We start from the raw sequence: 24702 nt of genomic DNA on the forward strand, positions 1-24702 counted from the left end.
AGCGGTTTTACTTCATACTTGCAGTGTCAAAAAGAAAAACACAGAGGGAATTATCTTGGCAGGAAGTAGCTTACTAACGTTGCTCGACGATATCGCCACGTTGCTGGACGATGTCTCTATGATGGGAAAACTGGCTGCGAAAAAAACGGCCGGTGTGCTGGGCGATGATTTATCACTCAACGCGCAGCAGGTTTCTGGCGTGCGGGCTAACCGTGAGCTTCCCGTGGTCTGGAGTGTGGCCAAGGGCTCGCTGGTAAACAAAGTGATTCTGGTGCCGCTGGCGCTGCTCATCAGCGCTTTTATTCCCTGGGCCATCACCCCGTTACTGATGATTGGCGGGGCATTTCTCTGCTTCGAAGGCGTGGAAAAAGTGCTCCACACGTTAGAGGCGCGAAAACACAAAGAAAGTCCGGCAGACCGGCAGCAGCGTCTGGAGGCCATCGCCGCGCAGGATCCTCTCACTTTCGAAAAAGACAAAATTAAAGGGGCAATTCGGACTGACTTTATTCTCTCCGCCGAAATTGTGGCCATTACCCTGGGGATTGTTGCGCAGTCGCCGTTGCTGAATCAGGTGCTGGTGTTGTCGGGGGTTGCTCTGGTCGTCACCGTCGGTGTTTATGGACTGGTAGGCATCATCGTAAAACTGGACGATATAGGTTTCTGGCTGGTGGAAAAAACCAGTGCGGTGGCACAGTTCGTCGGGAAAGGCTTGTTAGTCGTCGCCCCCTGGCTGATGAAAGCATTGTCCGTTGTAGGGACGCTAGCGATGTTTTTGGTGGGAGGCGGAATTGTGGTTCACGGGATCGCGCCGTTACACCATGCCATCGAACATTTTGCCCAGCAGCAAACCGCGTTTATTGCACTCATCCTGCCGACGCTGCTTAACCTCGTGCTGGGCTTTATCGTGGGCGCCATTGTTGTTGCCCTGGTAAAAGCGATCGCACGCGTTCGGGGCGTATCGCACTAATTGCACCCTGGCAAAGTACGCAAAAAAGGCCATCGTCGTCTAAGGTGAAACAGTTTCACCTGAAGAGGAGGCAGGTATGGTGTTTGTTGTCAGCGAGGAAGTGACCATGAAAGATGGCGGGCCTCGTATGATTGTCACCGGTTATTCCAGTGGAATGGTCGAGTGCCGTTGGTATGACGGTTTTGGCGTAAAACGAGAAGCATTCCATGAGAATGAACTCGTGCCCGGTGACGGAAGGCGAATTCGGGAAGAAGCCTGACGAAGAAACGCCCGGTGAATGCCGGGCGTTTTATTTTTAGTAAACAAAAATACGGTTGCAAGGCAACACATAGCGGCCGGGTTATGTCAGGATAAGGATATTCAACTTTCAGGGAGTCGTCAGAGTGCCGCATGAGACAACGATGGAAAACAGGAGCTGGCTGAAAACGGCCCTCCGACGTTTCAGGCCAGGACACGTCGTAAATCTCTGTTTTGTGGCGGTGATGATCTTCTCTACCTTACTCACCTGGCGTGAAGTTGCGGTGCTTGAAGACGCCTACATTTCCAGCCAGCAAAATCACCTGGATAGTGTCGCGAACGTCCTCGACCGACAACTGCAATTCAACGTCGATAAACTGATTTTTTTGCGAAACGGTACGCATGACGCGCTGCTTACACCGCTCGATTTTGCGGTATTACATGGTGCCGTCACCCAATTTGAGCAACTGCGAAAGCAGCGTTTCTGGCAGCTCGAGCTCGACCGACGTCGCACCCTGTCGCTTAATGGCGTTTCTGATGAGCTTGTCGACCAGGCCAGTCTGCTCACCCGTGAAAACGCGAATCTGGCGAATGAATTGACGGCCGCACTGGAGGCCGGATACCTGATGCGTCTGGCTCATTCATCCGCCTCAATGGCACACCAGGTGATGTATGTTTCTCGCTCCGGATTCTATGTCGCAACACAGCCCACCCCGTACGGCGCAGATATACTCACCCGCTATTATGACTATGTGAATCAGCCGTGGTTTAAGCAACAAACGCAACGACTGAACCCGCAGCGCGGTGTCCGCTGGTTTACGTCCCCGGTGAACGCGGCCCGTGAAGGGCAGCAGATGGTCACGGCCAGTGTGCCGTTGGATCATGAAAACTACTGGTATGGCGTGCTCGCCATGGATATCCCTGTTTTATCCATAAAGCGTTTTCTGCAGGACGCCATCGTAAAAGACATGGAAGGTGAGTACCAACTCTACGACAGCCAACTCCGCCTGCTGACGACCTCAACCTCGGAAAAGCGCAAGGTCAATGTGTTTGATGAGCAGGAGCAAGCCATTCTCGTTGCCGACATGGCGAAAGATACCGTTGGCGGTAAACGCATGGGAAGTCGCTACATCAGTTGGGTGCGACTGGACAATTTTGATGGCGTGCTTGTACGTGTGCATACCTTAAAAGAAGGGCTGAAGGGGGACTTTGGCAGTATCAGCATCGCATTGGGGCTGCTGTGGATGCTCGTTACGGCCATGTTGCTGATTTCGTGGGGGGTTATCCGGCATATGGTCAGCAATATGTTTGTGATGCAAAACTCGCTGCAATGGCAGGCCTGGCATGACACCCTGACCCGGCTGTATAACCGGGGCGGACTGTTTGAAAAGGCGCGCATCCAGGCCAAACGCAGCCGGGAGGGGAGACAGCCTTTCTCGGTGATTCAGCTCGATCTGGATCACTTCAAGAGCGTGAATGACCGTTTTGGTCATCAGGCTGGCGATCGGGTGCTGTCGCACGCGGCAGGGTTAATCGGCGGAACGCTGCGCGCGCATGATCTTGCCGGGCGTGTCGGCGGTGAGGAGTTCTGCATTATTCTGCCGGGGGCGACGTTGTCTCAGGCTGAGCGAATTGCCGAACGTATCCGTCGTCGGATCAATGGCAAAGAGATCCTGGTTGCGAACAACACCACCATCTGGATTAGCGCCTCGTTTGGCGTCAGCAGTTCGCAGGAAACGGGGGATTACGACATTGAGCAGCTACAGTCGCTGGCAGACCAGCGGCTCTATTGGGCCAAACAGACCGGACGTAACCGCGTGTGCGCCAGCGATGTCGATCAGAGCATGGCGACGAAATAATCCATCCCTTCGCGCCAGCCCTCCGGGCCTTCCTGTTGCGTATGGTATACCCGTTGCGGGGTATCCGCCTTTAACCTGACGCCTTCGCGGTTGAGTCCTTTCACGATTACCGCGTAGTCCATAACATCCAGAAGCGGGGCGTCATTTGGCCCATCTCCCAGACCCAGGGTGATGGGGTGTTTCTTCCATTGCCGCTGATATTCACCTGTCAGCCAGTTCGCCGCCAGATCTTTGCCAACGGAAGAATCCAGTACATGCCAAAAGCGCGCGCCGTGGAGAAATTGCAGGCCAAGCTCGCTGAGCTTTGCGGCAAACTGCGCCATTCGTTCATCGCTGTCACGCCAGATAAGCGAAACTGAAGCTTCATGCAAACGTGTCAGCGCCGACTGGGTGCGGCTAAGCCCGGTCCATTCGGCAATGACCAGCTCATCAACATCGTCGAATGTCGTAAATTTGTAGCGCCCTTTGTCGCGAAGTTTGTTCAGCACCAGACTGATTTCTGCGTGGGGCGTACCGGCGATCTGACGCGGATAATCAGGGTGGGTCTGCCAGTGGGTGTCTAACTGAATGACGGCGCCATTTTCTGCGATGAACGGTAACCCTTGCAGATCCAGCGTCTTTTGGAGATACAGCATCTCCGCCGCGGTTTTGCTGCTACACAGGATAACCGGAATATGATTCTCGCGCAGGGCGGCCAGCCAGTCCGTTGCCGGTTGCCATTCATAAGTATGACTATCCAGTAAGGTGCCATCGAGATCGGTAAAAATCAGCAGGGGGTTAAGGAGTGATAGCATTTTTATACCTCGACGCCTGTGAGACCGCAGCCTTACGACCAGGATAAGTCTTAAAACTCAATGCCTTTGTAGAGACCCCAGACAGGGAACGCTCCCGGTATACCCTGACGGTGGGTAGGGGATTTCTCAATTTCAGCCACAACCATTAGTAAGAGTAATCATTCGTGATAAAAATATTTACTTGTCTTGCAAAAAAATTGCAGATAAGGTTTGGAGCACATCAGATTTCCTGGTGTAACGAATTTTCAAGTGCTTCTTGCATAAGCAAGTTTGATCCCGGCCCTCAGGACCGGGATTTTTTTCGCCTAAAGTCAGCGATTGATTTCCGTTACGCTGAAGTCATGAATATCGAGCTCGAAGGCGTCGGCTAATTCATGCCATGTATGGTCATCACGGCCATCGACGCTGGCTCTCTCAGGGTCGTTCTCGCTTCGACGAATTTCGCTCTCGCTGATTTCATTAATTGCCGCCAGCAGGGCGTCAACATCGATACTGACATCGCGATTGGCCATATCGCTGAACTCTTTCGCGGTTTTCATCTTCAATACCTCATTCAACCGTGGCACTTATAAGTATAGACCGTAGAGAAAACCAGCAATCACGCGGGGCAGACACTGCCAGAAAAAGGAAATTGTTCTACACTGGCACAAAGCCACAGGAGGATTACGATGAAGGTGAATGATCGGGTGACAGTCAAAACGGACGGCGGCCCTCGCCGGCCTGGCGTGGTACTGGCGGTAGAAGAGTTTAGTGAAGGCACAATGTACCTGGTTTCGCTGGAAGACTACCCGCTCGGTATCTGGTTCTTTAACGAATCGGGCCATCAGGATGGCATCTTCGTGGAGAAAGCAGACTAACGCGTCACGTCAGCACGATTTACCCGAACTGGCGGCATTCCCGCCAGTCCGGAGGCTTCAGCGCATATTAACAAAAATACCGTTTGTAACATTATCTGTCAGACGTACCACGTGATAGATAACCTGCTTATTATGCGTTTTTATCTTTCGTTTAATATTCCCCTTATGGGATGACACGGTTTTCGCTTTGATATTCATTTGATCTGAAATCTGAATGGTTCCCTGACCGGCCATCCACATGCGTAACATACTGGATTCAGTCCGGCTTAACGATAACGTTGGTAAATTAACACCTTCGGAAATATCTGTCTCTTTTTTCAGAATATCGCCAAGGATATCATCCAGCGAATCTGGTTTGATTGATTTAGAACTGATCAATAAATTTTTTCTAACTAGCAAATACTCATCAAAATGCACATTGGCAATTGCCATAAAAACAATAAATAATGTATTGGGATGCTGATTAATGATTTGCTTTATTTGCTGACTGTTAGATGGGTGGTGGATAAAACAGTCTTCATTAATAAACACCACAGACGGCTGGTGTGAATCACAAGCGATGGCGAGTTCGTCAACGGTTTCAATGTCGTTGATTTCCCTTTTCTTCACCCCTCTGCTTACCAGATACCCGGTTAACCCAAGCCGGGTGTAACTGCATAGATCCATAATAATCGTTGACATGGCATACCCTCACTCAATGCGTAACGATAATTCCCCTTACCTGAATATCTTTTAGTAACCCAACTGAACAATAATAGTGGTTCAATATGACACTTCTGCGATTTTTCAGGCGGACTTACTATCCCGTAAAGTTACGTATAATTTGCCTGGAATTATCTTAAAGTAAAGTAAATGTTGCGTTATGTGAGTGAGATAAAAACAAATAACAGGTGGCGGATATATCCTGGTAGATGTTTTTGAAATTTAAATTTCGGATAATCCTTAGCAAAACAGGATAAATACTGTGGGTTATTTATTTCGCGGAAGTTCGCTCACCACATCAGCCAATAAATTGAAAACTTCGCTGAATAAGTGTTCGCAAAAAGGCGCAATTAATGGCATGAGGGCAGCCATTAACGAAATACCGATGGTTAATGTTAATGGGAAACCAATCACAAAGATCGACAACTGCGGCGCCATACGATTTAACAGCCCCAACGCCAGGTTGAGCGTTAACAGCACGGTGATCACCGGTAAAGCCAGCATAAGCCCGTTGATGAAGATCATACCGCCTGCCCGGGCGAGCGCCAGAAACGCATTACTGTTAACCGGGTTGTCGCCGACAGGAAGGGTATGAAAAGTATCGACCAGCAGCGAAATCAACCATAAATGCCCGTTAAAAGTCAGAAAAAGCAGCATTGCGAGCATGTCGATGATTCGGGCAAGCACGGGCATATTGAGATGGCTGGCAGGGTCAACAAAGGTGGCGAAAGAAAGCCCCATCTGCAATCCTATCAGTTCACCGGCGGTACGCACGGCGGCAAAGGCAAATTGCATGGTAAATCCCAGAGCAATGCCAATCATGATTTGCTGCATCGCCAGCCACAATGCGCTGGCGGAGAAAATCGGCACATCGGTGGCGGGAAGCGAAGGAGCAATGACAAAGGTTATCATCATCCCGAGCCCCAACTTTACCCGTTTCGGCACCGCGCGTTCACTGAGGATGGGGGCCGTCGAAATGAGCGCCAGCACGCGCAGCAGCGGCCAGAAATAAAGATTAAGCCAGTATAGCCACTGTTCGCTCGTTACCTGCAACATCGCGCGCGTTACCCGATGATGTAGGGTAAATTGGTGAATAACGTGCGCACGTAATCCAGCAACAGGTTAAGCATCCACGGGCCGGCAACGATAATCGCAATAAACACTGCCACTATTTTCGGAATGAAAGACAACGTCATTTCGTTGATCTGGGTTGCCGCCTGCAAAATGCTGATAATCAGACCGGTGACCAGGGCGACAAGCAGGAGAGGGGCGGCAAGCGCGAGGGCGACTTTCATCGCCTCGGTGCCCATCATCATGACCGATTCAGGCGTCATTTCGTCCCCTAGCTGTAAAAGCTTTGTGCGAGTGAGCCCACCAGCAATTGCCAGCCGTCAACCAGAACAAAGAGCATCAGCTTGAACGGCAACGCAATGGTAGCGGGGGGAACCATCATCATCCCGAGCGCCATCAACACGCTGGCGATCACCAGGTCGATTATCAAAAAAGGAATGAATATCGTAAAACCGATCTGGAAGGCGGTTTTCAGCTCACTGGTCACGTAAGCCGGGAGCAGGATGCGCATCGGAACCGCTTCCGGCCCTTGTAGCGGCCCGCTATTTGCCAGACGCGCAAACAGCGCCAGGTCAGCCTCGCGGGTCTGGCGCAGCATAAATTCGCGCAGCGGTTGCGCGCCTTTCGCCATCGCCTCCTGCATGGAAATCTTCTCTTCGCTGAACGGCTGATAGGCATCGACGTAGATTTTATCAATCACCGGCGACATGATGAAAAACGTTAAGAACAGCGCCAGTCCTAACAATACCTGGTTTGGCGGCGCAGACGGTGTTCCCAGCGCGTTACGCAGCAGGCCAAACACAATGATGATACGGGTAAAACTGGTCATCATCAGCAGGATAGCGGGCAGGAAGGTCAGCGAGGTGATGAACACCAGCGTTTGCACGGGAAGCGTCCAGCTTTGTCCGCCGCCGGGTAAGGGCTGGCTGACCAGTCCCGGTAACTGAGCCAGTGCAGCGGGAGAGAAAAGCCATACACCCATGAGCGTGAGGGATAACAAACGACGCATCAGGATCTCCCGGGACGCTTTAGCAAGTTCTTCATCATGGCCTGAAAATCAGCAGGAGAGGCCGGTTTTTCGTCTGCACTCTCCGCGATGGCAGGCAGGGTGTGGAGTAAATTGACCGAGGACGCCGTAACGCCAAGCACTAAACGCGCATCGTCAACATCCACAATCACCACCCGTTCGCGTGGGCCGAGCGAGGCGCTGGCAGACACATTGAGCCCACGGGCTTTGTTTCCCCTGGGCGCGAATCCCAGGCGTTTAATCACCCAGGCGGCGACCAGTATCAGCACAATAATTCCCAGCAATGCGCCGCTGACCTGAGCAAGCGGCGAACCGGGAACGGTGGCAGGTTGTGAAACAATGGCCTGGGTTTTCATGATTAACGGCTCAGACGACGCATACGCTCAGACGGCGTAATGATGTCAGTGATGCGCACGCCATATTTGTCGGCAACCACCACGACTTCACCTTGCGCGATAAGATAGCCGTTGATCAGAATATCCAGCGGCTCTCCGGCCAGACCGTCAAGTGCGACAACGGAGCCTTGCGTCAGACGCAGCAGCTCTTTGATCGTCATGCGGGTACGGCCCAGTTCAACCGTCAGTTTGACCGGAATATCCATGATCAGGTCGATATCCTGCAATGTGCCGCTGACATCGCCGCCGCCCAGTTGCTGGAACACGGCATCGGCCGCGCTTTTACCCGTCGGTGTTTTTTGCTCGTTTAACGCGTCAGCCCACAGATCGTCCAATGCGCCATTGTTGTCATCGGACGGATTATTCATGTCACTCATTTGGGCTGTTCCTCATTCAGCGAATTCAAAATCGGGTTGATCAGATGTTCTACACGTAACGCATACTGACCGTTCACGGTGCCATATTGGCTGGTCAGCACAGGCACACCGTCCACATGAGCAATAATGCGATCGGGTTTTTCAATCGGCAGTACGTCACCGGGTTTGAGTTTCAATATCTGGGAAAGACGCAGCGGAACGTCGGCAAAATTCGCGACCAGCTCCAGTTCTGAGTGCTGAACCTGACGCACCAGATTGTCGCGCCAGTTCTGATCCTCATGGCGCGAGTTTTCCAGCGGCGGGTTAACCAGCAATTCCCGCAGCGGTTCAATCATGCTGAAGGGAAGGCAGATGTTAAACTCGCCGGTCAGGTTGCCAATCTCAACGTGGAAAGGGGTATTGACCACAATGTCGTTCGGAGAGGTCGTGATATTGGTAAATTTCACCTGCATCTCAGAACGCACATACTCCACTTCCAGTGGATTAATGGCTTTCCAGGCGTCGCTATAGCTTTCCAGCGCCAGTTTCAGCATGCGGTTAATGACGCGCTGCTCGGTGTGGGTAAATTCCCGGCCTTCAACTTTGGTCGGAAAACGACCGTCGCCGCCGAACAGGTTATCCACCGCAATAAACACCAGACTCGGGGAGAACACCACCAGACCCGTACCGCGCAGCGGTTTCAGGTGGATCAGGTTCAGGTTGGTCGGCACCGGTAAGTTGCGCGCAAATTCGTGGTACGGCTGAATACGGATAGCGCCGACGGTGATATCCGGGCTGCGACGCAGCAGGTTAAACAGCCCCATACGGAACTGGCGTGCGAAACGTTCGTTAATGATCTCCAGCGCTTGCAGACGCTCACGTACCACGCGGCGCTGGGTGTTGGGATCATAGGGACGAATATCGTTTTCGCTTACGATGCCTGTCGTCGGTTCGTCTTTGGTCTCGCTGTCGCCGTTGAGCAGCGCATCGATTTCAGCCTGAGAGAGAATACTATCGCCCATGTCTTTACCGCAGAATAAAAGCTGTATAAAGAACGTCGGTGACTTCCTGTTTCGGTTGTCCAGCAACGAGCGGAGTAGAGAGCGTCTCTTTAATGGCGGCAATCAGTTTTTGTTTGCCGTCTTCCGTGGAGAGCGCGGAGGCATCCTGGCGGGAAAACAGCAGCAGCAAACGGCTGCGCACTTCAGGCAGATATTCACTGAGGCGCGAGCGGGTCACTTCATCTTTCAGTCGTAGCGTCACGCCGATATACAGCACACGATCCGCATCGCCCAGATTGACGGTAAACGTATCCAGCGCGAAAAACACCGGGGCGGCTGGCGGAGCCGGTTGTGGGTTGGCGCTGACAGACGGATGCGTCTGCATACGCCAGTAGCTATAACCCGCGGTCGCGCAGGCGGCGAGGGTAATTAGCACCAGCAAAGGGATCCAAATAGAGCGTTTGCTCTTTCTGTTCATCGCGGAGTCAGTCATCTGATACGGGCTTCCTGTTTCGGTACAGCTTATTGGCTGATTATCCCGTGTCCTGTTCCCGTCAAAGCGTGGAAAAGACACGGATAATCATGCTACCTCTGGCGTTAGGCGAAGATATCCACCGCGCCATTGCCGCGGGACGCGTTCTGCAATGAGGCCGGCACGGCCAGATTGCCGTCATCGTCGGCAAGCGGGGACTCTTGCCCCTGCGACCGGGCGGTCTGTTGTTGCTGGGACGACGCCTGCTGCTGCCCGCTAAAACTTTCGCTACTGATACTGCTTTGGCCCAGTTGGATCCCGCTTTCCGCCAGTTGCGTACGTAAGACCGGTAATGCCGCTTCCAGCGCGGCGCGGACGTGGCTATGCGCCGACACCATCTGCAAGTGCGCCTGGTTGTCATCAAGCTTCAGCGAGATTTGCACCTGGCCCAGATCTTCCGGGTGCAGGCGCAGTTCGGCACTCTGCTGCCCCTGACGGGTGAACAACGTAATGTGCTGGCTCAGCGATTGCTGCCACTCATGGCTACCCAACGGCGCGCTGAGCACCGGCGCGGCAACCGTCGGAAGCGGCTGTGGCTGTGCTGCCGGACTGCTGACCGCCGTCATTGCAAGGCCTGGCGCCACCGGGGAAGGGCTGCTTTCGAGATCCGCTTTGGCGGTAGCAGCGGCGACCAGCGGCGTCAACGGCTGAGTCTGATCGGTTTCTGTGCCAGCGCTGTGGATTGCGGCATCCGGCTTGCCTTTTTTCCCCTCGTCAGGGGGGAACGTAAAGGCGAGCTCCTGCGCTGTCTGAGCTGTCTCGCTACGCAACGCTGTGCTCAGCGAGGCACCGCTTTGGGCCGCAGCGCTGCTGTTGACGGGCGTTATGCTCGGTTGGCCGGGCAGCATGGCAAACAAAGCGCTCAGATTGGCGAGGTCTTCGTCGCTGAGATGCGGTGTTTTTTCGTCCGCTTGTGCGGATTTGTTCAGTGCCGTCAGCGCGTTGTTTTTCATCGTCGGCGTGAGCGTGGAAAGCCACTGCTGCGCGTCGGTCAGGGTGGTCAGGGTTTCGTCAGTCGCCAGGTTCGGGCGCGCCAGCAGGTCGGCCAGTTTTTCGGCGGAGAACGCCTCGCCATGTTGAGACAACAGTCCTTTTTGCTGCGGGTCAATTGCAGTCTGTACGTCGGTAAACGGCAACACAACCGCGTTCCCCTGCGTGTCGTTCGCGCCTAACGCGCCTGCCAGCAGCGCCAGGAAATCCTGCGCGGCGTCGCCTGTTTTTCCGGCATCTGGTGAGCCGCCGGTCACGTCTGTCTGCGTCGTTACCAGTGGGGGCAATGTGATCATTCAGGTTTCCTCATGGCTGCACGCTGAGCAAATTCATCCATCTTTTTCTGATCCAGGCGGTTTTCAGCCAGTAAGGCTGCCGCGGTTTGTCGGTCTTGTAGGGTTTGCCAGGCTTGCAGTCGCTGCCTCTTTTCACGCCAGCTATTCAGCGCAGTGTCGACTTTATGCGTCCACTGGTTGAGTTGATGGCGATGCTGCTCAATGGCCTTTTCCAGTGTCTGGATAAATTGCTGGTAATTAATCCAACGGTTGCTGGCAATGCCTTGTCCCATATCAGTATTGAGGTTGGTTCGGTATTCATGCTGATAATCGATCAGCATCTTCAGTTGTTCTTCCGCCTGCTGAAATCCGCGCCGCATTTCACCCAACAGGCGTGCGGCATCATCCACTTCCTTTTCAGCTAAATCTTTCAGCGTTGCCAGTGCGCCGTGTTGTGCCATGACGTTTACCCTCCTGCTTTATCACACCGTCGGGAAAATCAGATCCAGAGCCTGAAGGGAATCTTCCCAGTCTGCCCGTTCAAAAATACCTTGTTGCAGAAACGCCTCGAGCTGGGGCCACAACGCAATGGCTTTATCCAGCATCGGATCGCTGCCTTTGGCATAGGCGCCAACGCTGACCAGATCGCGGTTACGCTGGAAGCTGGACAGCAGTTGTTTGAAATTGCGTACCCGCGCGTAGTGTTTCTCGGTGATGAGCGCGGTCATTGCACGACTGATCGACGCCTCAATATCAATGGCCGGATAGTGCCCGGCCTCGGCAAGGCGTCGGGATAACACAATGTGACCGTCAAGGATCGCACGCGCGGAGTCAGCAATCGGATCCTGCTGGTCGTCACCTTCGGTCAGTACGGTATAAAACGCGGTGATGGAACCGCCGCCGTGAATACCGTTACCGGCACGTTCGACCAGCGCGGGCAATTTGGCGAAGACCGAAGGGGGATAGCCTTTCGTCGCGGGCGGTTCACCGATCGCCAGCGCGATTTCACGCTGCGCCATCGCATAGCGGGTTAATGAATCCATAATCAGCAGCACGTGCTGGCCGCGATCGCGAAAATCCTCGGCGATACGGGTGGCGTAGGCCGCCCCTTGCATTCGCAACAGCGGCGAAACATCCGCCGGTGCGGCAATCACCACTGAGCGCGCGCGCCCGTCGGTGCCGAGAATATTCTCGATAAAATCTTTGACTTCACGGCCACGTTCGCCAATCAGACCCACAACGATCACGTCTGCGCGGGTATAGCGTGCCATCATGCCGAGCAGGACGCTTTTCCCGACCCCGGAACCGGCAAACAGCCCCATACGCTGTCCGCGACCCACGGTTAACAGGGCGTTGATCGGACGCACGCCGGTGTCCAGCACATGCTCAATCGCTGTACGCTGTAGCGGGTTAAACGGCGGGGTAATGAGCGCACCTGTTTCGGTGGTTTCTGGGGAGGGGAGACCGTCCAGCGGTTTCCCTGCGCCGTCCAGTACACGCCCAAGCAGCGCCGGGCCCAGCGGCAATTGCTTGCCACTTTGCAGCCCGTCGCCGTGACCGTTTCGGGCATAGACGCGGGCCCCCGGCAGAATGCCTTCGACCTCTTCCAGCGGCATTAAAAACAGACGCTGGCCGTTAAAGCCGACCACTTCGCACTCGACTTCGTTGGTTTCTGTCCCATCCTGGCGCTCAATAATGCAGGTTGCGCCGAGCGGGAGTTGCAGTCCTGTTGCCTCCAGCACCAGTCCGGTGGCGCGGGTCAGCCGACCGTAACGACGCACGGCAGGCAGTTGCGTCATTTTGGCTTCGAAGTTGTCCAGCGTATTCAGCCAGCGGGTCAGGCGGGTAGTCATCAGACGACTCCGGGCGCTGCCAGACGGCAGAGTTCTTGCCAGCGCGTGGCGACGCTGGCGTCAAGGTCGCCTTCATCCGCGGAGACTTTACATCCGCCATGGTGCAGGGTGGGATCGCCGCGCAGACGCCAGCCGTGCAAACTGAGCGTTGCGCCGAGCATCTCTTCCACGCGTTGCAAATCATCGGGGTGAACGCGCAACTGCGGCTTACCGCTGAACAGCGGTTCCTGTTGTAACAACTGCTGGATCTGTTTAATCAACGCGGCGTTATCCACCACCGGCGTCTGACCAATCACCTGACGCGCCGCTTCCAGCGCCATCTGCATCAGGCGTGACGCAATAACGCTATCCTGCGCATCCAGGGTGTTCTGAAACTCGCTGACCAGTTGCTGCATGCGCGCGTGAATCGGCGCCTGTTGCGAACGCGCCTGCGCCTGGCCTTGTTCCAGACCCTGCGCCATGCCTTCCTGATATCCCTGCTGGTGGCCGGACGTTCGACCCTCTGCCAGACCCGCGTTATAACCCTGCTCATGGGCCTGGATTTTCAACTGCGTAAGCTGTTGCTCAAGCTGCTGTTCGGCGCTCAGTGCGGGTTCGTCCTCGACATCCGCAGAGAGCGCATCGTCGTCCTGCTGGGCAGGGACAAACTCGGCAAGCGGCGGGTCGAGGCACTCCGGAGTCCAGATCTTCCACGGCAGTTCGTTAGACATAGGTATCCTCGCCGCTGCCAATCACCATCTCGCCGGTTTCCGCCAGACGGCGCACAATCAGCAGAATCGCTTTTTGTTCGTTCTCGACCTGAGACAGACGTACCGGGCCACGGTTGGCGAGATCGTCGCGCAGAATATCGGCGGCACGTTGCGACATATTGCGCAGGAACTTCTCGCGCAGCGGCTGTTCTGCACCTTTCAGGGCGATCAGCAACGACTCGGAATCCACTTCCTGTAGCAGGCGTTGGATGCTGCGATCGTCGACATCCACCAGATTTTCGAACAGGAACATTTCGTCGATAATTTTCTGCGCCAGTTCGCCGTCGAATTCGCGTACCGCAGTAATAACCGCTTCTTCCTGCTGGGTTTTCATCAGGTTGATGATTTCTGCCGCCGTTCTCACGCCGCCCATTTTGCTGCGCTTGAGATTCTGGCCGTCGAGCAGACCGTTCAGCACTTCCGTCAGCTCTGCTAATGCCGCTGGCTGTACACCGCCGAAAGTGGCGATACGCAGCATCACATCGTGGCGCAGACGTTCGTCGAACAACGCCAGAATATCTGCTGCCTGGCCGCGTTTGAGATGCACCAGAATGGTGGCGATAATTTGCGGGTGTTCGTCGCGGATGAGGTCGGCGGCGCTTTGCGGCTCCATAAAGTTGAGCGTTTCAATGCCGCTGGCGGTATCGCGGGTTTCGAGAATGTCTTCCAGCAGGCTGGCAGCACGCTCTTCGCCCAGAGCTTTCACCAGCACCGAACGCAGATATTCGTTGGCATTGATATTCAGTGCCGCAAACTGTTCGGCTTCCTGCTCAAACTCCGCCAGTACGTCCGTTAGCTGTTTATTGGAGATCTGGTGGACATTCGCCATTGCCGCACTCAGGGTTTGTACCTCGCGCTGGGAGAGGTGTTTGAACACCTCCGCCGCGCGATCCTCGCCAATGGTCATCAGCAAAATGACGCTTTTATCGGTGCCGGAAAGGGTATTACTCATGATCGTTATTCATCCACTGGCGAATGACCAGCGCCACGACGCGCGGATCGTTGTCTGACATTTCGCGAATACGCTGGCTCATCACTTCAGCGCCCAGGCGTTGATTCGCCCGACGCTGCTGCGTTTGCTCGTCTTTGCTAAGGCGAACCTCGACGGCTTCTTCGGTTTCCTGACGAATCTGCGCCTGTTCCTGCGCCGCTTTGGCTTCTTCAGCACGGCGGGTCAGTTGCGGACGCACCGCTTTACGCCACAGGATCCAGGCAACCAGCAGCACCAACAGCCAGCGACCGCCAGAGATCAGTTGTTCGATAAAGACCTGCTGTTTCCAGAATGGCAGTTCGCCCGCGTTTTCATCCGTCGCGCTAAACGGCGAGTTCACCACATTCAGCGTATCGCCACGCGTGTCGGAGAATCCCATCGCTTCACGGGTTAACGCCTCAATCTGTTTCATCTGATCGGCTGTCAGCGGCAACGGCTTGCCGTCCGGCAACATTTTATAGTTGACCACCACCGCGACTGAGAGACGCTGGACATCACCGACGTTCATCTTCGTATGGCGAATGGTACGGTCTACTTCATAGTTGCTGGTTTCATTACGCTGCGTACTGCGCGGCCCTGCCGAGCTGCTATTGCTGGTCTGCTGGGCGTTTTGGCCATTCTGCGGATTGGCTGGCGGCGTGCTGATCGGCCCTGAATTGGCCGGCGCTGGCTGATTAGACAGTGCGCCCGGAACGCCGCCGGGATACCCGGAACCGACCTGATCGCTGACGTTAAGCTGGCGCGAACGCAGCACCGCTTGCGACTCATCGCCATTCGGACGGTACTGTTCTTCCGTCTGCTCTTTATTGGCGAAGTCCAGTTGCGCCGTCACCTGCGCATGGACGTTGCCGTTACCGACGATCGGCGCGAGTATCGATTCGATACGGCGCTGCACGCGGCCTTCCACATCGCTGGCGTATTTTAGCTGTGCGTCATTGAGATCGCGGCTGCTGGTATTCGACTGGGTTAACAGATGACCCGCCTGATCAACCAGCGTGACATTCCCAGGCGGCAGACCGGCGACGGCACTGGAAACCAGATGCACCACGGCGCTAATTTGCCCTTCATCCAGCGCGCGTCCTGGCTCCAGATTCACCGTGACGGAGGCCGAAGGGGATTTTTGTTCGCGAACAAACAGCGACGGCTTAGGCATCGCAAGGTGGACGCGTGCGTGTTTCACCGGCCCCAGCGTTTCGATGGTTCGGGCCAGTTCGCCTTCCAGAGCACGCTGATAATTGACCTGCTCGCTAAACTGGCTGATGCCGAACTTCTCCTGGTCCAGCAGCTCGAAGCCGACAGAACCGCCTTTCGGTAATCCTTGTTGAGCCAGGCGCAGACGCAGTTCATGCACTTTATCAGCGGGAACTTCAATTGCACCGCTGCCTTCCGTAAAACGGTAGGGGATGTTCATCTGGGTCAGTTGCGTGACGATAGCGCCGCCATCCTGATCGGACAGATTGCTGAACAGCGTGCGGTAATCGGGCGCTTTTGCCCACAGCACCATTGCAACCACAATGGCAATAGCGGCAGCTCCCGCCACAATCAGGGGGATTCTGGGATTCGCGCGTAGACGGTTAAGCCACTCGAGAGGTTTAGGTAGGGTTGCAGTCGATGCAGTCGCACTCATCTCGCACCTCGTGACTGATCGTGGACGGCGTTTTTTGCAAAGTGGAACAAGACTCACTCCCGGGTCAGCAAACTCGAAAAATTGACGGTCTCATTATTTGCGGTTTCGAATTTTTCTATGCCTCAAAAACCGTGGTTTTTTATCGTTATTTAGCGCCTTTATCTTATTGACAAGCTGTTAATCTCTGCTGCGTAAAAAATCATCCAGGGGAACAGAATGTCAGCAATACAGGGGATTGAAGGGGTCATTAGCCAGTTACAGGCAACGGCGATGTCCGCGAAAGCGCAAGACGCGCTCCCACAACCGACCGTGAGTTTTGCCGGTCAGTTACATGCGGCGTTGGATCGTATTAGTGATACATCGACGGCCGCTCGCGTGCAGGCAGAAAAATTCACGCTGGGTGAACCCGGGATTGCGCTCAACGATGTGATGGCCGATATGCAAAAAGCCTCCGTCTCTATGCAGATGGGGATCCAGGTGCGCAACAAACTGGTGTCAGCGTATCAGGAAGTGATGAGCATGCAGGTGTAGCGCAAAACCCTTATTTTCAACACGCTATACATTGATATTGTTTCTAAGCGCGATCGCAATAAAGGTCGCGTCGATTGGTCTTGATCGACTGACGCCGACGCTTCCGCCTCTTCAGGTTGCAGAGTTGTCATGCAACGTCATTCTCTATTTTGGAATTTCGCATTCACCGCATTAATTTCCCCATGCAAGCGCATGTTCTTATTATTAAGTATTCATTTAATTATGCTTTGGTGAAATACCATCAAAATAAGTAAAACTTCTTTTATGAGCTCAATGGAGTAAAAGGTGATGATTTTGCTACTAAAGAGGTAAAATGATAAAGGCGAGTTTGAATGCGTGTATTAATGATGTTGTAGAACATGCTAAAGTAAAGTTTATTATTATCAAATTAATTAGAACTTCTGATTTTGTTCCACTTCCTAATGTTATCTTAATATAACCACGTTAAACATATCCTAAATATCTCTTCAGCCTTGCCTGTTTCGGGGCGGCTATACCTCTGTTTAGTGGAATAACTATGAATTTGGATAACTTGTTTGCGGAAGAAAAAGTGGCCGGCGATTTTTGCTTCGATGGTCAGGTAGCCGGTGTGTTTGACAATATGGTCGATCGCTCTGTGCCGTTTTATCAGGAGATCCAGCGGATGACCGGGGAGATGGCGGCAAGCTATGCCGTGCCGGGAACCCAACTGTATGACCTGGGCTGTGCGACCGGCACGACGCTGGCGTTGCTGGACAATCTGCTGCCGAACAGTGTCTCCTTTACTGGATTCGATAACTCGCCAGAGATGCTGGACAAATGCCGGGAGAAATTTGAGCAACTGGGGTCTTCCCGCGATGCGCGTTTTCTCTGTCATGACCTCAGAGATATGCCAGCGCTGGATAACGCCTCCGTGGTGACCATGCTTCTGACGCTGATGTTTGTCCGCCCTCTGCACCGCAAAATGCTGCTCTCCTCCGTCTATCAGGGAATGAATTCTGGCGGCGCGTTAATTCTGGTTGAAAAAGTGGTTTGTGAATCACCGGAGCTTAATCGTCAGTACATCAATTATTACTACAACATGAAACGTCGCCACGGCTACAGCGAGCTGGAAATTAGCCAGAAACGCGAAGCGCTGGAAAATGTCCTCATCCCATTTAGTGAAGCTGAAAATCGACAAATGCTGCACGACGCCGGATTTAGTAGTGTCGAGGTATTTTTCCGTTGGTATAACTTCTGCGGAATGGTGGCCATTAAATGAGGGTATCGGTTGGTAATTTTCTATTTCGTACCCGCAACACGTTATTTCCTTTTTTATATTTAACGCTGTTTTTGGGCCATACGAACGCCGTTGATGCACCCACCGCGATGCTGGTTATCGGCGGACTGATTGTTTTGGCCGGACAAGGCATTCGTATTCTGACCGTGGGGCTGGATTACATTGTGCGTGGCGGGCGTAATCGTCAGGTGTATGCCGATAATCTGGTGCAGAGCGGATTATTTGCGCACTGCCGAAACCCATTGTACCTCGGCAATCTTTTGTTAATCATTGGCTTTGGCGTGATGGCCAATAACCTGTGGTATCTGACGATAACGATGCCAGTCCTCTTCCTGGCGTACGCCTGTATTATTGCCGCAGAAGAACGCTACCTTGAAGGACGTTTTGGTGAAACATATCGGCAATATTGCGCCTCCACGCCGCGCTTGTTGCCACGTCTGGCAGGGCTGCCCCAGACGCTGCGCACCTTTTCTTTTCACTGGCGTCGGGTGATTGTGAAAGAATACAGCACGATGTGTATTAGCCTGTTGATGCTGGTGGCACTGAGCGCCAGGGGGCTGAACACGGCTCCGCAAGACTGGATGGTTTCAGGGGCGCTTGCGCTGACCGTGCTGTTGGCCTGCTTAGGGATCCGCATGCTGAAAAAATCCGGGAAACTCAAAGCAAGTTCTGCGCGCTGACGGGTGACAGAGAGACTCCCGTTGCACGGCGCAACGGGAGAATGTTTTTACTTCTGAATCAAATAGCGAATCGTTGGGCCATCCTGCTGAATATCCAGCACCGTATAGCCGTGATTTTTCGCATCTAACGGAATGTTATTAATGGATTGCGGGCAATCGCTGACCACTTCCAGTATTTCCCCTTTTTTCAGTTGCGGCATCGCTTCCAGCGTGGCGACCGCCGGATAGGGACACGGTTCGCCGACCATATCGAGGCGATAATCAGGGACTATCTCTTTCATACAGATTCCTTAGCAGGCGTCAGCCCGGCACGACGGAAGAAACGTTTTTCCCAGCCAATGATCAACATCAGCGCGGCAAACAGCAGCAGGTAAGTGACCAACAATCCGCCCAACGGACCAAAGGTGTTGAGTAAGTTCACTTTATCCCAACTGGTAGCCAGCGCGGGAGCGAAGTCATCCCAGTAATAGGCCAGCAGGGTGGAGCCTATCACGTTGCCTAACCCGACCCACCAGTAGTGGACCTGGCCTTCGACCGCACGGTACATCCAGCCGGTTTCGCAACCGCCCGCCAGTACGATGCCAAAGCCAAACAGCAGACCACCGATCACCGCGTTCGGACCCGCCCACATGATCTTCGCCTCTACGCCTAATTGCACGTAGCTGAAGATGCCGATGGCGCTGACCGCCATACCGAAGATGATCGCTTTCGCCATATGGGTACGTCCGGTGATCCACAGATCGCGAAACGCCGAGGTGAAACAGATTTGCGCGCGTTCAATCAGCAGACCGAATCCGACGCCGAACAGCATCGCCAGCCCCAGTTTCGGCTTATCCATTGCCGTCAACAGCGCCCATCCGATCATCCCGATAAAGACCAGCATGCCCAGACGGAAGCGGCGACGGGCCTGATCCGGCTTTTGCGTCAACGGAGAAGCCGCAGAGACTTTCTGCATTTTTACCGGGATACGAAAAATGGGCAGCAGGGTGAAGCGGGCGCCGAACCAGGAGCCTATCGCTGTAGCCAGTGCGAAGAACCAGGCATGGAGGGAAAACTGCGGAATGCCCGTGAAGAATGCGGCCAGATTACAGCCCATTGCCAGACGGGCACCGAAGCCGGCGATGATTCCGCCTATAATTGCTTGCATGATGCGAATACGGCTGCGTGGCATACGCAATTTGACGTTGTTGGCCCACAGCGCTGCGGCAAAACAGCCGCCGAACATGCCGAGGATCATCATACCGTCGATGCGGGTCAGGGGAGAGCCTTCCAGATGAATGATCTTGTAGTAACCCCACTCTTCGGCGTGAACGCCAAACAATTGCAGGAGTTGACCGCCCCAACGGGTAAATTCCCCCGTTACCGCCCAGAACGTGCCGGTGATGCCGAAATAATAGGTGGAGAGAATACCTGCTGCGATGACCGCAGGGGCCGGGGCCCAGAATTTAATCAGATAAGTGTGTTTGAAGTGGTGCCAGGACATACTTTTTAGCCTCTGAACTCAGAAGGAATATAAAGAAGTGCGGATAGTACACCGATAATATTTTTTTCCCACGACTAAAAAGAAGTAATACCGACGAGATCAAAGTAAGCCATGCTCCCAGAAAGGCTGGCGACATCAGGGCTTTAATGCCACAATCCCATTTTCTTCGCATGCAGGATGAATGATGAAAAAATTAGCAATCGTTGGTGCACTACTGGTTCTTGCCGGGTGTGCCGAGGTGGAAAATTATAACGAGGTGGTGAAAACGCCTGCGCCCGCCGGTCTGGAAGGGTACTGGCAGTCGAAGGGGCCACAGCGCAAGATGATGAGCCCGGAAGCTATTGCCAGCCTGGTGGTGACAAAAGAGGGCGATACGCTGGATTGCCGCCAGTGGCAGCGTGTGATTGCCGTGCCGGGGAAACTGACTATGTTTTCGGGCGAGCTGACCAACGTGACGACCAAACGTGAGATCTACCCGATTGAACGTACCGGGAACACGCTGACGTATGACGGCATGACGCTGCAACGCGTGGATCGCCCGACGACGGAGTGCGCAGAGGAATTACAAAAATCGCCACTGGCGACGCCGTTGCCCTGACAGGCAAACCCCGGCGGTATTGTGCTGCCGGGGTGGTATTTTATATGGCCTCTTCAATCACCCACACGCTGACGCTTCCTCCGTTACAGTAAAACGTTGCTTCGCCGTTTTCATCGGTGAGCACACTTTCCTCTCGGTTTCCGAGAAAATCACGCCAGGTTTTATTGCCGTAATTCGCGCCTAAGGTGATCGTCTTCTCGCCATCGTCGCCATTCGAGAGCACCACCACACATCCTGGGTCTTCCTGGGTTCCGCTACGGCTGAACGCGATACAGTTAGGGTGATCAAACCAGAGCGTCTGGATGCCGTGGGCGAAACGCTGACGGGCAAGAATAAGCTCATCGAGTTGCTCAATCACCGGCATATCAATGGGGTAAATTTCCCCGTCGCCACCCTCGTCTTCATAGTGGGCACCGTATAAGTCGGGATAGAAAACAGACGGTACGCCGTTTTCCCGTAGCAGGATCAGCGCATAGGCCAGCGGCTTAAACCACGGTTCGACGGGGGCTTCCAGCGCCTGTAGGGGCTGAGTGTCGTGGTTAGCGACCAGTGTCACGGCGTGGAACGGATCGGCTTCGACCAGCGTTCCGGTAAAAATCTGGCTCATGTCGTACTCACGCCCCTGACGCGACGCTTCGTGAAACTTCATTTGCAAAGGGGCGTCGAAGAGCATGGTTTTCCCGTCGACCTGGTTGATATAGGTTTGCAGTTTGTCCACCTCATGCGACCAGTACTCTGCGACGATAAAAAGCGGTTTTGGCGCCACTTCCTGGACGTGTTCGATCCACTCTTTGTAAAACCAGGCGGGAATGTGTTTGACGGCGTCCAGGCGGAAGCCATCGCACTGGGTTTGTTCCATCACCCAGCGCGCCCAGTATTTGATCTCCTCCGTTACCGCGTGATTGCGAAAGTCGATATTTTCGCCCATCAGATAGTCGAAGTTACCCAGTTCGTTATCGACCTGGTCGTTCCAGCCTTCGCCGGTGTAGTCGTTGACTATCTTAAAAATGCCGTCTTCGGTGGGATTTTCGATATGGTCGATGCCGCTAAAACATTTGAAGTCCCAGATGAACTGTGAATACTGACCGGCGCGGGCAGGGAAGGTGTAGCGCGTCCAGCCTTCACATTCGATGATCTCGTCATCAATCTGCGTGCGATCCTGCTCGTTGACGCGCTGTACTCTGATGGCTTCTTTCTCGTCTGCACCCATTTTATGGTTGACCACCACATCCAGCAGAACGGCAATGTTATTGTGCCTGAGCGCATCAATCGCCCCCAGCAACTGGGCTTTGTCACCGTATTTGGTGGCAACAGTGCCTTTTTGATCAAACTCGCCGAGATCGAACATGTCGTAGGAGTCATAACCCACGGAATAACCGCCAGAAGCGCCTTTGTAGGCCGGGGGTAGCCAGACCATATTGATACCGATATCGTTAAGTCCGCCCGCGCGTTCAGCCAGTTCAAGCCACAGCTTGCCGCCCTCAGGGTAATACCAGTGGAAGTACTGCAATAACGTGGGGTTTTTCATCTTCCGTGCTCCAGAAGTCGTTTAGCCGACCTCTGGAGTATGGAAGATAATTGATGCTAAGCGGGATTTTATTGAGGCGCGGCAGGGGCGTCGGGCACCAGCAGCATGCCCGAGAGACGACCATAGGCATGGTTGAGTGACTTCTGGCGCGTTGACTGGCCTATCAGGCTGCTGAGCTCATCCAGACGCTGTTGCAGCAGGACTTTCAGACGCTGTTCGTTATCCAGCGTCTGTTTAATATAGCCCGCAATCAGCTCCTGAACGCTTCGCGTAATCCCCGGTGGAGTTTGTATTTCCACAACCGTTTCAATGCTTTGTAGATAGGAAACTTCCTGTTCCAGTAACAGATCCCATTCACCCCGCTGCGCAAGTTCCAGCAGCGATTGACTGAGCAGCGCAATGCGCTGCCAACGGTTGATAAACTCCACGGCTAAGGTCATTAACGAGACTCCTGGGAAGATGCTTTCGGTGAGATCTGCTTCCAGGCTTCTGCAATATTGCCGAGTAACCCTTCCACTTCTTCAATGGCCTGACTGTCATTACGTAAGTTTGCCTGCAGCAAACGGCGGATCATGTAGTCGTACAGTGACGACAGATTGGTCGCGACGTCGCCGCCGTTCTCCTCATCCAGACCGGCTTTAAGTCCATTGTCGATAATGTTGATGGCTTTGCTTAACGCTTCGCCTTTCGCGACAGTGTCGCCCTGTTGCATAAACAAGCGTGCGCGCACCAGGGCGCTGTTGGCGCCGTCAAACAACATTTCGATTAGCTGATGCGGGCTGGCGCTCATTACGGCGCTTTCCACGCCGATTTTTGCATAGGCTTTTGTACCGCTGGCGGTATACATGGTTACCTCGTGTTATCAGGAGCTGCTCATGGCAGAAAACTGCTGGTTCAGGTAGCTACTTGTGCCATTGAGTTTGCTCATCATGGTATCCAGCTGCGTAAACTGCGCCTTATAACGGGCGACGGTGTCGTCGATACTGGCGCTTACTGCAAGATACTGTTTGGTCAGCTTTTTCAATGTCGCATTAATACTGTCCTCGGCGCTGTCGATAATGCCGTCATCGGCGAGGTAGGCTTTCACTTCGGTGGCAATTTTGGTGGTAATACCGGTTTCTTTACCGTCACCGACCAGCAACTGGCGCGTTGCCGTCGTATTCTCTTTCAGCGCTTTGCCCAGTTTCTCATCGTCAATCTTCAGCTTGCCGGACGTCCCGTCAGTGGTAATGCCGATTTCACTTAAGGTTTTGAACGGGCCATCGCTGCCGCTGTTGGCAAACTGCGCGCGAATACCGGTCTGGATTGTGCGAACCACGCTGTCGCCGATCAGCGCGCCGTTGCTCTGATCCTGCGCTTCCGCACCTGGGTCTACTTCGGTGTATTTCGTCAGGGAGGTAAAGGTATCCATCAGCGAGTTGTACGCATCCACCCAACCTTTAATCGCTTCTGTCGCTTTATCATTACTTTTGGTCACGGTGAGGCGTGCGTCAGTCACCTCTTTGGTCAGATTGAGCGTGACGCCCTGCGGCGCATCGGTAATGGTGTTACTCGGGCGTTCAATATCAATACCGTTAACGGTCAATTGCGCATTTTGCGCGCTGACCAGTTGTTTCATATTGCCGGTGCCCGTAGTGCTGTCGTAGGCCAGCAAATCGTTGAGCTTGCTGTCGCCTTCCACCGAAACGGTCATTTGATTTTCGGTACCGGTATCGGACGTCAGCACCAGTTGATAATCGCCTTCTTTCACTTTAACGATGCTCGCGGAAATACCGCTATCGGCATCGTTAATTGCGTCACGAATACCTTCCAGCGAGGTCTGATCTTTCGTGAGTTTAATTTCCAGCGGCTCTTTGCGGCCTTTTTGTTCAATTTTGAGGGTGCGACTTTCAGCGGAGGTATCGCCCAACGCATCTTTTGTTGAACTGATATCAATATTGGTACTTAACGATTGCGCCTGCGCCAGTTTATTGACGCTAATGGTGTAGATGCCAGGTGCTGCGCCTGTGGTGGTGGAGGCGGTCAGGTCTTCGGTGCTACTGGTCACAGTGGTGCTCTTAAACAGATCGGCATTATTCAGCGTGGTATTGGCGGTCTGAAATTTTTCCAGCGCGCTTTTCAGCGTGCCATAAGCCGTCAGGCGCGCAGTGTTCGCGCTCTGCTGTTGCGTGATCGGCGTTAAACGTCCTTTTTCTGCAGTGGTCAGGTTCGTCAACAATGCATCCAGCGGTAAATTTGAGCCGACGCCCAGTGATGAAATCGAAGCCATGCCTTATTCCTTGTGATTGCAAACAGTAGTTAACCGCGTTATCGGCAATCTGTTGGCAAAGTTTAATAATAG

29 protein-coding genes and 1 pseudogene are annotated in these 24702 nt (G+C 53.8%); 8 read left to right on the forward strand and 22 right to left on the reverse strand.

The window, feature by feature from the left end:
- Positions 1-49 precede the first annotated feature (49 nt).
- From ACO7SM_RS08890 to dgcQ, 3 genes are all read left to right on the forward strand, one after another.
- The gene (locus ACO7SM_RS08890) at positions 50-967 is read left to right on the forward strand and encodes a DUF808 domain-containing protein (protein WP_490470901.1); all 918 of its coding nucleotides are present in this window, start codon (positions 50-52) and stop codon (positions 965-967) included.
- Between the two features lie 76 nt (positions 968-1043).
- A complete protein-coding gene (locus ACO7SM_RS08895) occupies positions 1044-1226 on the forward strand; it encodes a YodC family protein (RefSeq protein ID WP_203360824.1) in 183 nt (60 codons plus the stop codon).
- A 124-nt stretch (positions 1227-1350) separates the two neighbouring features.
- Positions 1351-3063, forward strand: coding sequence for a cellulose biosynthesis regulator diguanylate cyclase DgcQ (gene dgcQ / locus ACO7SM_RS08900; protein WP_490470519.1), 1713 nt, complete (start codon positions 1351-1353; stop codon positions 3061-3063).
- Here dgcQ and ACO7SM_RS08905 read toward each other — a convergent pair.
- Positions 3042-3857 (reverse strand): mannosyl-3-phosphoglycerate phosphatase-related protein, encoded by an 816-nt coding sequence (locus ACO7SM_RS08905; RefSeq protein ID WP_490470520.1) that lies wholly within the window; start codon positions 3855-3857, stop codon positions 3042-3044. The two genes, dgcQ and ACO7SM_RS08905, sit on opposite strands and share 22 nt — an antisense overlap.
- Positions 3858-4168: 311 nt before the next feature.
- Positions 4169-4396, reverse strand: coding sequence for a YodD family peroxide/acid resistance protein (gene yodD, locus ACO7SM_RS08910; RefSeq protein WP_490470521.1), 228 nt, complete (start codon positions 4394-4396; stop codon positions 4169-4171).
- Positions 4397-4525: 129 nt separating this feature from the next.
- Here yodD and dsrB point away from each other — a divergent pair, with 129 nt between their 5' ends.
- Positions 4526-4714 carry a protein DsrB gene (dsrB, locus tag ACO7SM_RS08915; protein ID WP_490470522.1) on the forward strand — a complete coding sequence of 63 codons (189 nt, stop codon included), beginning with the start codon at positions 4526-4528 and terminating at the stop codon, positions 4712-4714.
- Positions 4715-4771: 57 nt separating this feature from the next.
- Here the strand turns inward: dsrB and rcsA are convergent, their stop codons facing one another.
- From rcsA to fliF, 14 genes and pseudogenes are all read right to left on the reverse strand, one after another.
- Positions 4772-5395, reverse strand: a complete 624-nt coding sequence (gene rcsA / locus ACO7SM_RS08920; RefSeq protein ID WP_301697512.1) for a transcriptional regulator RcsA — start codon at positions 5393-5395, stop codon at positions 4772-4774.
- 300 nt (positions 5396-5695) lie between these two features.
- Positions 5696-6472: pseudogene (gene fliR / locus ACO7SM_RS08925) on the reverse strand (flagellar biosynthetic protein FliR); the annotation flags it as partial.
- 8 nt (positions 6473-6480) lie between these two features.
- Positions 6481-6750: a flagellar biosynthesis protein FliQ gene (gene fliQ, locus ACO7SM_RS08930; protein ID WP_490470523.1), complete on the reverse strand. Its 270-nt coding sequence runs from the start codon at positions 6748-6750 to the stop codon at positions 6481-6483.
- 8 nt (positions 6751-6758) lie between these two features.
- Positions 6759-7496, reverse strand: a complete 738-nt coding sequence (gene fliP, locus ACO7SM_RS08935) for a flagellar type III secretion system pore protein FliP (RefSeq protein WP_490470524.1) — start codon at positions 7494-7496, stop codon at positions 6759-6761.
- Positions 7496-7870, reverse strand: coding sequence for a flagellar biosynthetic protein FliO (fliO, locus tag ACO7SM_RS08940; RefSeq protein ID WP_490470525.1), 375 nt, complete (start codon positions 7868-7870; stop codon positions 7496-7498). Before fliO ends, fliP begins: the two co-directional genes overlap by 1 nt.
- Before the next feature lie 2 nt (positions 7871-7872).
- Positions 7873-8286, reverse strand: a complete 414-nt coding sequence (gene fliN / locus ACO7SM_RS08945) for a flagellar motor switch protein FliN (RefSeq protein WP_192612595.1) — start codon at positions 8284-8286, stop codon at positions 7873-7875.
- Positions 8283-9287 (reverse strand): flagellar motor switch protein FliM, encoded by a 1005-nt coding sequence (gene fliM, locus ACO7SM_RS08950; RefSeq protein WP_490470526.1) that lies wholly within the window; start codon positions 9285-9287, stop codon positions 8283-8285. The genes fliN and fliM overlap by 4 nt, the downstream gene beginning before the upstream one ends.
- Positions 9288-9291: 4 nt before the next feature.
- Positions 9292-9759: a flagellar basal body-associated protein FliL gene (gene fliL / locus ACO7SM_RS08955; RefSeq protein ID WP_490470527.1), complete on the reverse strand. Its 468-nt coding sequence runs from the start codon at positions 9757-9759 to the stop codon at positions 9292-9294.
- Positions 9760-9863: 104 nt separating this feature from the next.
- Positions 9864-11084 carry a flagellar hook length control protein FliK gene (gene fliK, locus ACO7SM_RS08960; RefSeq protein WP_490470528.1) on the reverse strand — a complete coding sequence of 407 codons (1221 nt, stop codon included), beginning with the start codon at positions 11082-11084 and terminating at the stop codon, positions 9864-9866.
- Complete coding sequence (gene fliJ, locus ACO7SM_RS08965; RefSeq protein ID WP_490470529.1) at positions 11081-11524, reverse strand: flagellar export protein FliJ; 444 nt, start codon at positions 11522-11524, stop codon at positions 11081-11083. Before fliJ ends, fliK begins: the two co-directional genes overlap by 4 nt.
- A gap of 21 nt (positions 11525-11545) precedes the next feature.
- Complete coding sequence (gene fliI / locus ACO7SM_RS08970; RefSeq protein WP_192612590.1) at positions 11546-12916, reverse strand: flagellar protein export ATPase FliI; 1371 nt, start codon at positions 12914-12916, stop codon at positions 11546-11548.
- Positions 12916-13626, reverse strand: a complete 711-nt coding sequence (fliH, locus tag ACO7SM_RS08975) for a flagellar assembly protein FliH (protein WP_490470530.1) — start codon at positions 13624-13626, stop codon at positions 12916-12918. The genes fliI and fliH overlap by 1 nt, the downstream gene beginning before the upstream one ends.
- On the reverse strand, positions 13619-14617 hold the full coding sequence (gene fliG / locus ACO7SM_RS08980; RefSeq protein ID WP_490470531.1) for a flagellar motor switch protein FliG: 999 nt from the start codon (positions 14615-14617) through the stop codon (positions 13619-13621). The genes fliH and fliG overlap by 8 nt, the downstream gene beginning before the upstream one ends.
- Positions 14610-16283: a flagellar basal-body MS-ring/collar protein FliF gene (fliF, locus tag ACO7SM_RS08985; RefSeq protein WP_490470532.1), complete on the reverse strand. Its 1674-nt coding sequence runs from the start codon at positions 16281-16283 to the stop codon at positions 14610-14612. The genes fliG and fliF overlap by 8 nt, the downstream gene beginning before the upstream one ends.
- 216 nt (positions 16284-16499) lie before the next feature.
- Between fliF and fliE the strand changes: the two genes are divergently transcribed.
- The 3 genes from fliE to ACO7SM_RS09000 all read left to right on the forward strand — a co-directional run bounded on the left by fliE (position 16500) and on the right by ACO7SM_RS09000 (position 18752).
- Complete coding sequence (fliE, locus tag ACO7SM_RS08990) at positions 16500-16814, forward strand: flagellar hook-basal body complex protein FliE (RefSeq protein WP_192612586.1); 315 nt, start codon at positions 16500-16502, stop codon at positions 16812-16814.
- A 517-nt stretch (positions 16815-17331) separates the two neighbouring features.
- On the forward strand, positions 17332-18054 hold the full coding sequence (gene cmoA / locus ACO7SM_RS08995; protein WP_490470533.1) for a carboxy-S-adenosyl-L-methionine synthase CmoA: 723 nt from the start codon (positions 17332-17334) through the stop codon (positions 18052-18054).
- Positions 18051-18752: a methyltransferase family protein gene (locus ACO7SM_RS09000; RefSeq protein ID WP_490470534.1), complete on the forward strand. Its 702-nt coding sequence runs from the start codon at positions 18051-18053 to the stop codon at positions 18750-18752. Before cmoA ends, ACO7SM_RS09000 begins: the two co-directional genes overlap by 4 nt.
- Positions 18753-18799: 47 nt before the next feature.
- Here the strand turns inward: ACO7SM_RS09000 and yedF are convergent, their stop codons facing one another.
- Positions 18800-19033, reverse strand: a complete 234-nt coding sequence (gene yedF / locus ACO7SM_RS09005) for a sulfurtransferase-like selenium metabolism protein YedF (protein WP_039030671.1) — start codon at positions 19031-19033, stop codon at positions 18800-18802.
- Positions 19030-20235, reverse strand: coding sequence for a selenium metabolism membrane protein YedE/FdhT (yedE, locus tag ACO7SM_RS09010; protein WP_490470535.1), 1206 nt, complete (start codon positions 20233-20235; stop codon positions 19030-19032). The genes yedF and yedE overlap by 4 nt, the downstream gene beginning before the upstream one ends.
- Before the next feature lie 184 nt (positions 20236-20419).
- On the opposite strand from yedE, the gene yedD reads away from it, so the two are divergent.
- The gene (gene yedD, locus ACO7SM_RS09015; protein ID WP_490470902.1) at positions 20420-20833 is read left to right on the forward strand and encodes a lipoprotein YedD; all 414 of its coding nucleotides are present in this window, start codon (positions 20420-20422) and stop codon (positions 20831-20833) included.
- Between the two features lie 40 nt (positions 20834-20873).
- On the opposite strand, the gene amyA is transcribed toward yedD, so the two are convergent.
- The 4 genes from amyA to fliD form a co-directional block, all read right to left on the reverse strand.
- The gene (amyA, locus tag ACO7SM_RS09020) at positions 20874-22361 is read right to left on the reverse strand and encodes an alpha-amylase (RefSeq protein ID WP_490470536.1); all 1488 of its coding nucleotides are present in this window, start codon (positions 22359-22361) and stop codon (positions 20874-20876) included.
- A gap of 68 nt (positions 22362-22429) precedes the next feature.
- Entirely contained in the window at positions 22430-22801 is a 372-nt protein-coding gene (gene fliT, locus ACO7SM_RS09025; RefSeq protein ID WP_490470537.1) for a flagella biosynthesis regulatory protein FliT, read from the reverse strand.
- Positions 22801-23208, reverse strand: a complete 408-nt coding sequence (gene fliS, locus ACO7SM_RS09030) for a flagellar export chaperone FliS (RefSeq protein WP_490470538.1) — start codon at positions 23206-23208, stop codon at positions 22801-22803. The genes fliT and fliS overlap by 1 nt, the downstream gene beginning before the upstream one ends.
- A gap of 15 nt (positions 23209-23223) precedes the next feature.
- Positions 23224-24630: a flagellar filament capping protein FliD gene (fliD, locus tag ACO7SM_RS09035; protein ID WP_490470539.1), complete on the reverse strand. Its 1407-nt coding sequence runs from the start codon at positions 24628-24630 to the stop codon at positions 23224-23226.
- Positions 24631-24702 lie beyond the last annotated feature (72 nt).

The organism is Citrobacter sp. LJND-P06 (assembly GCF_058188415.1).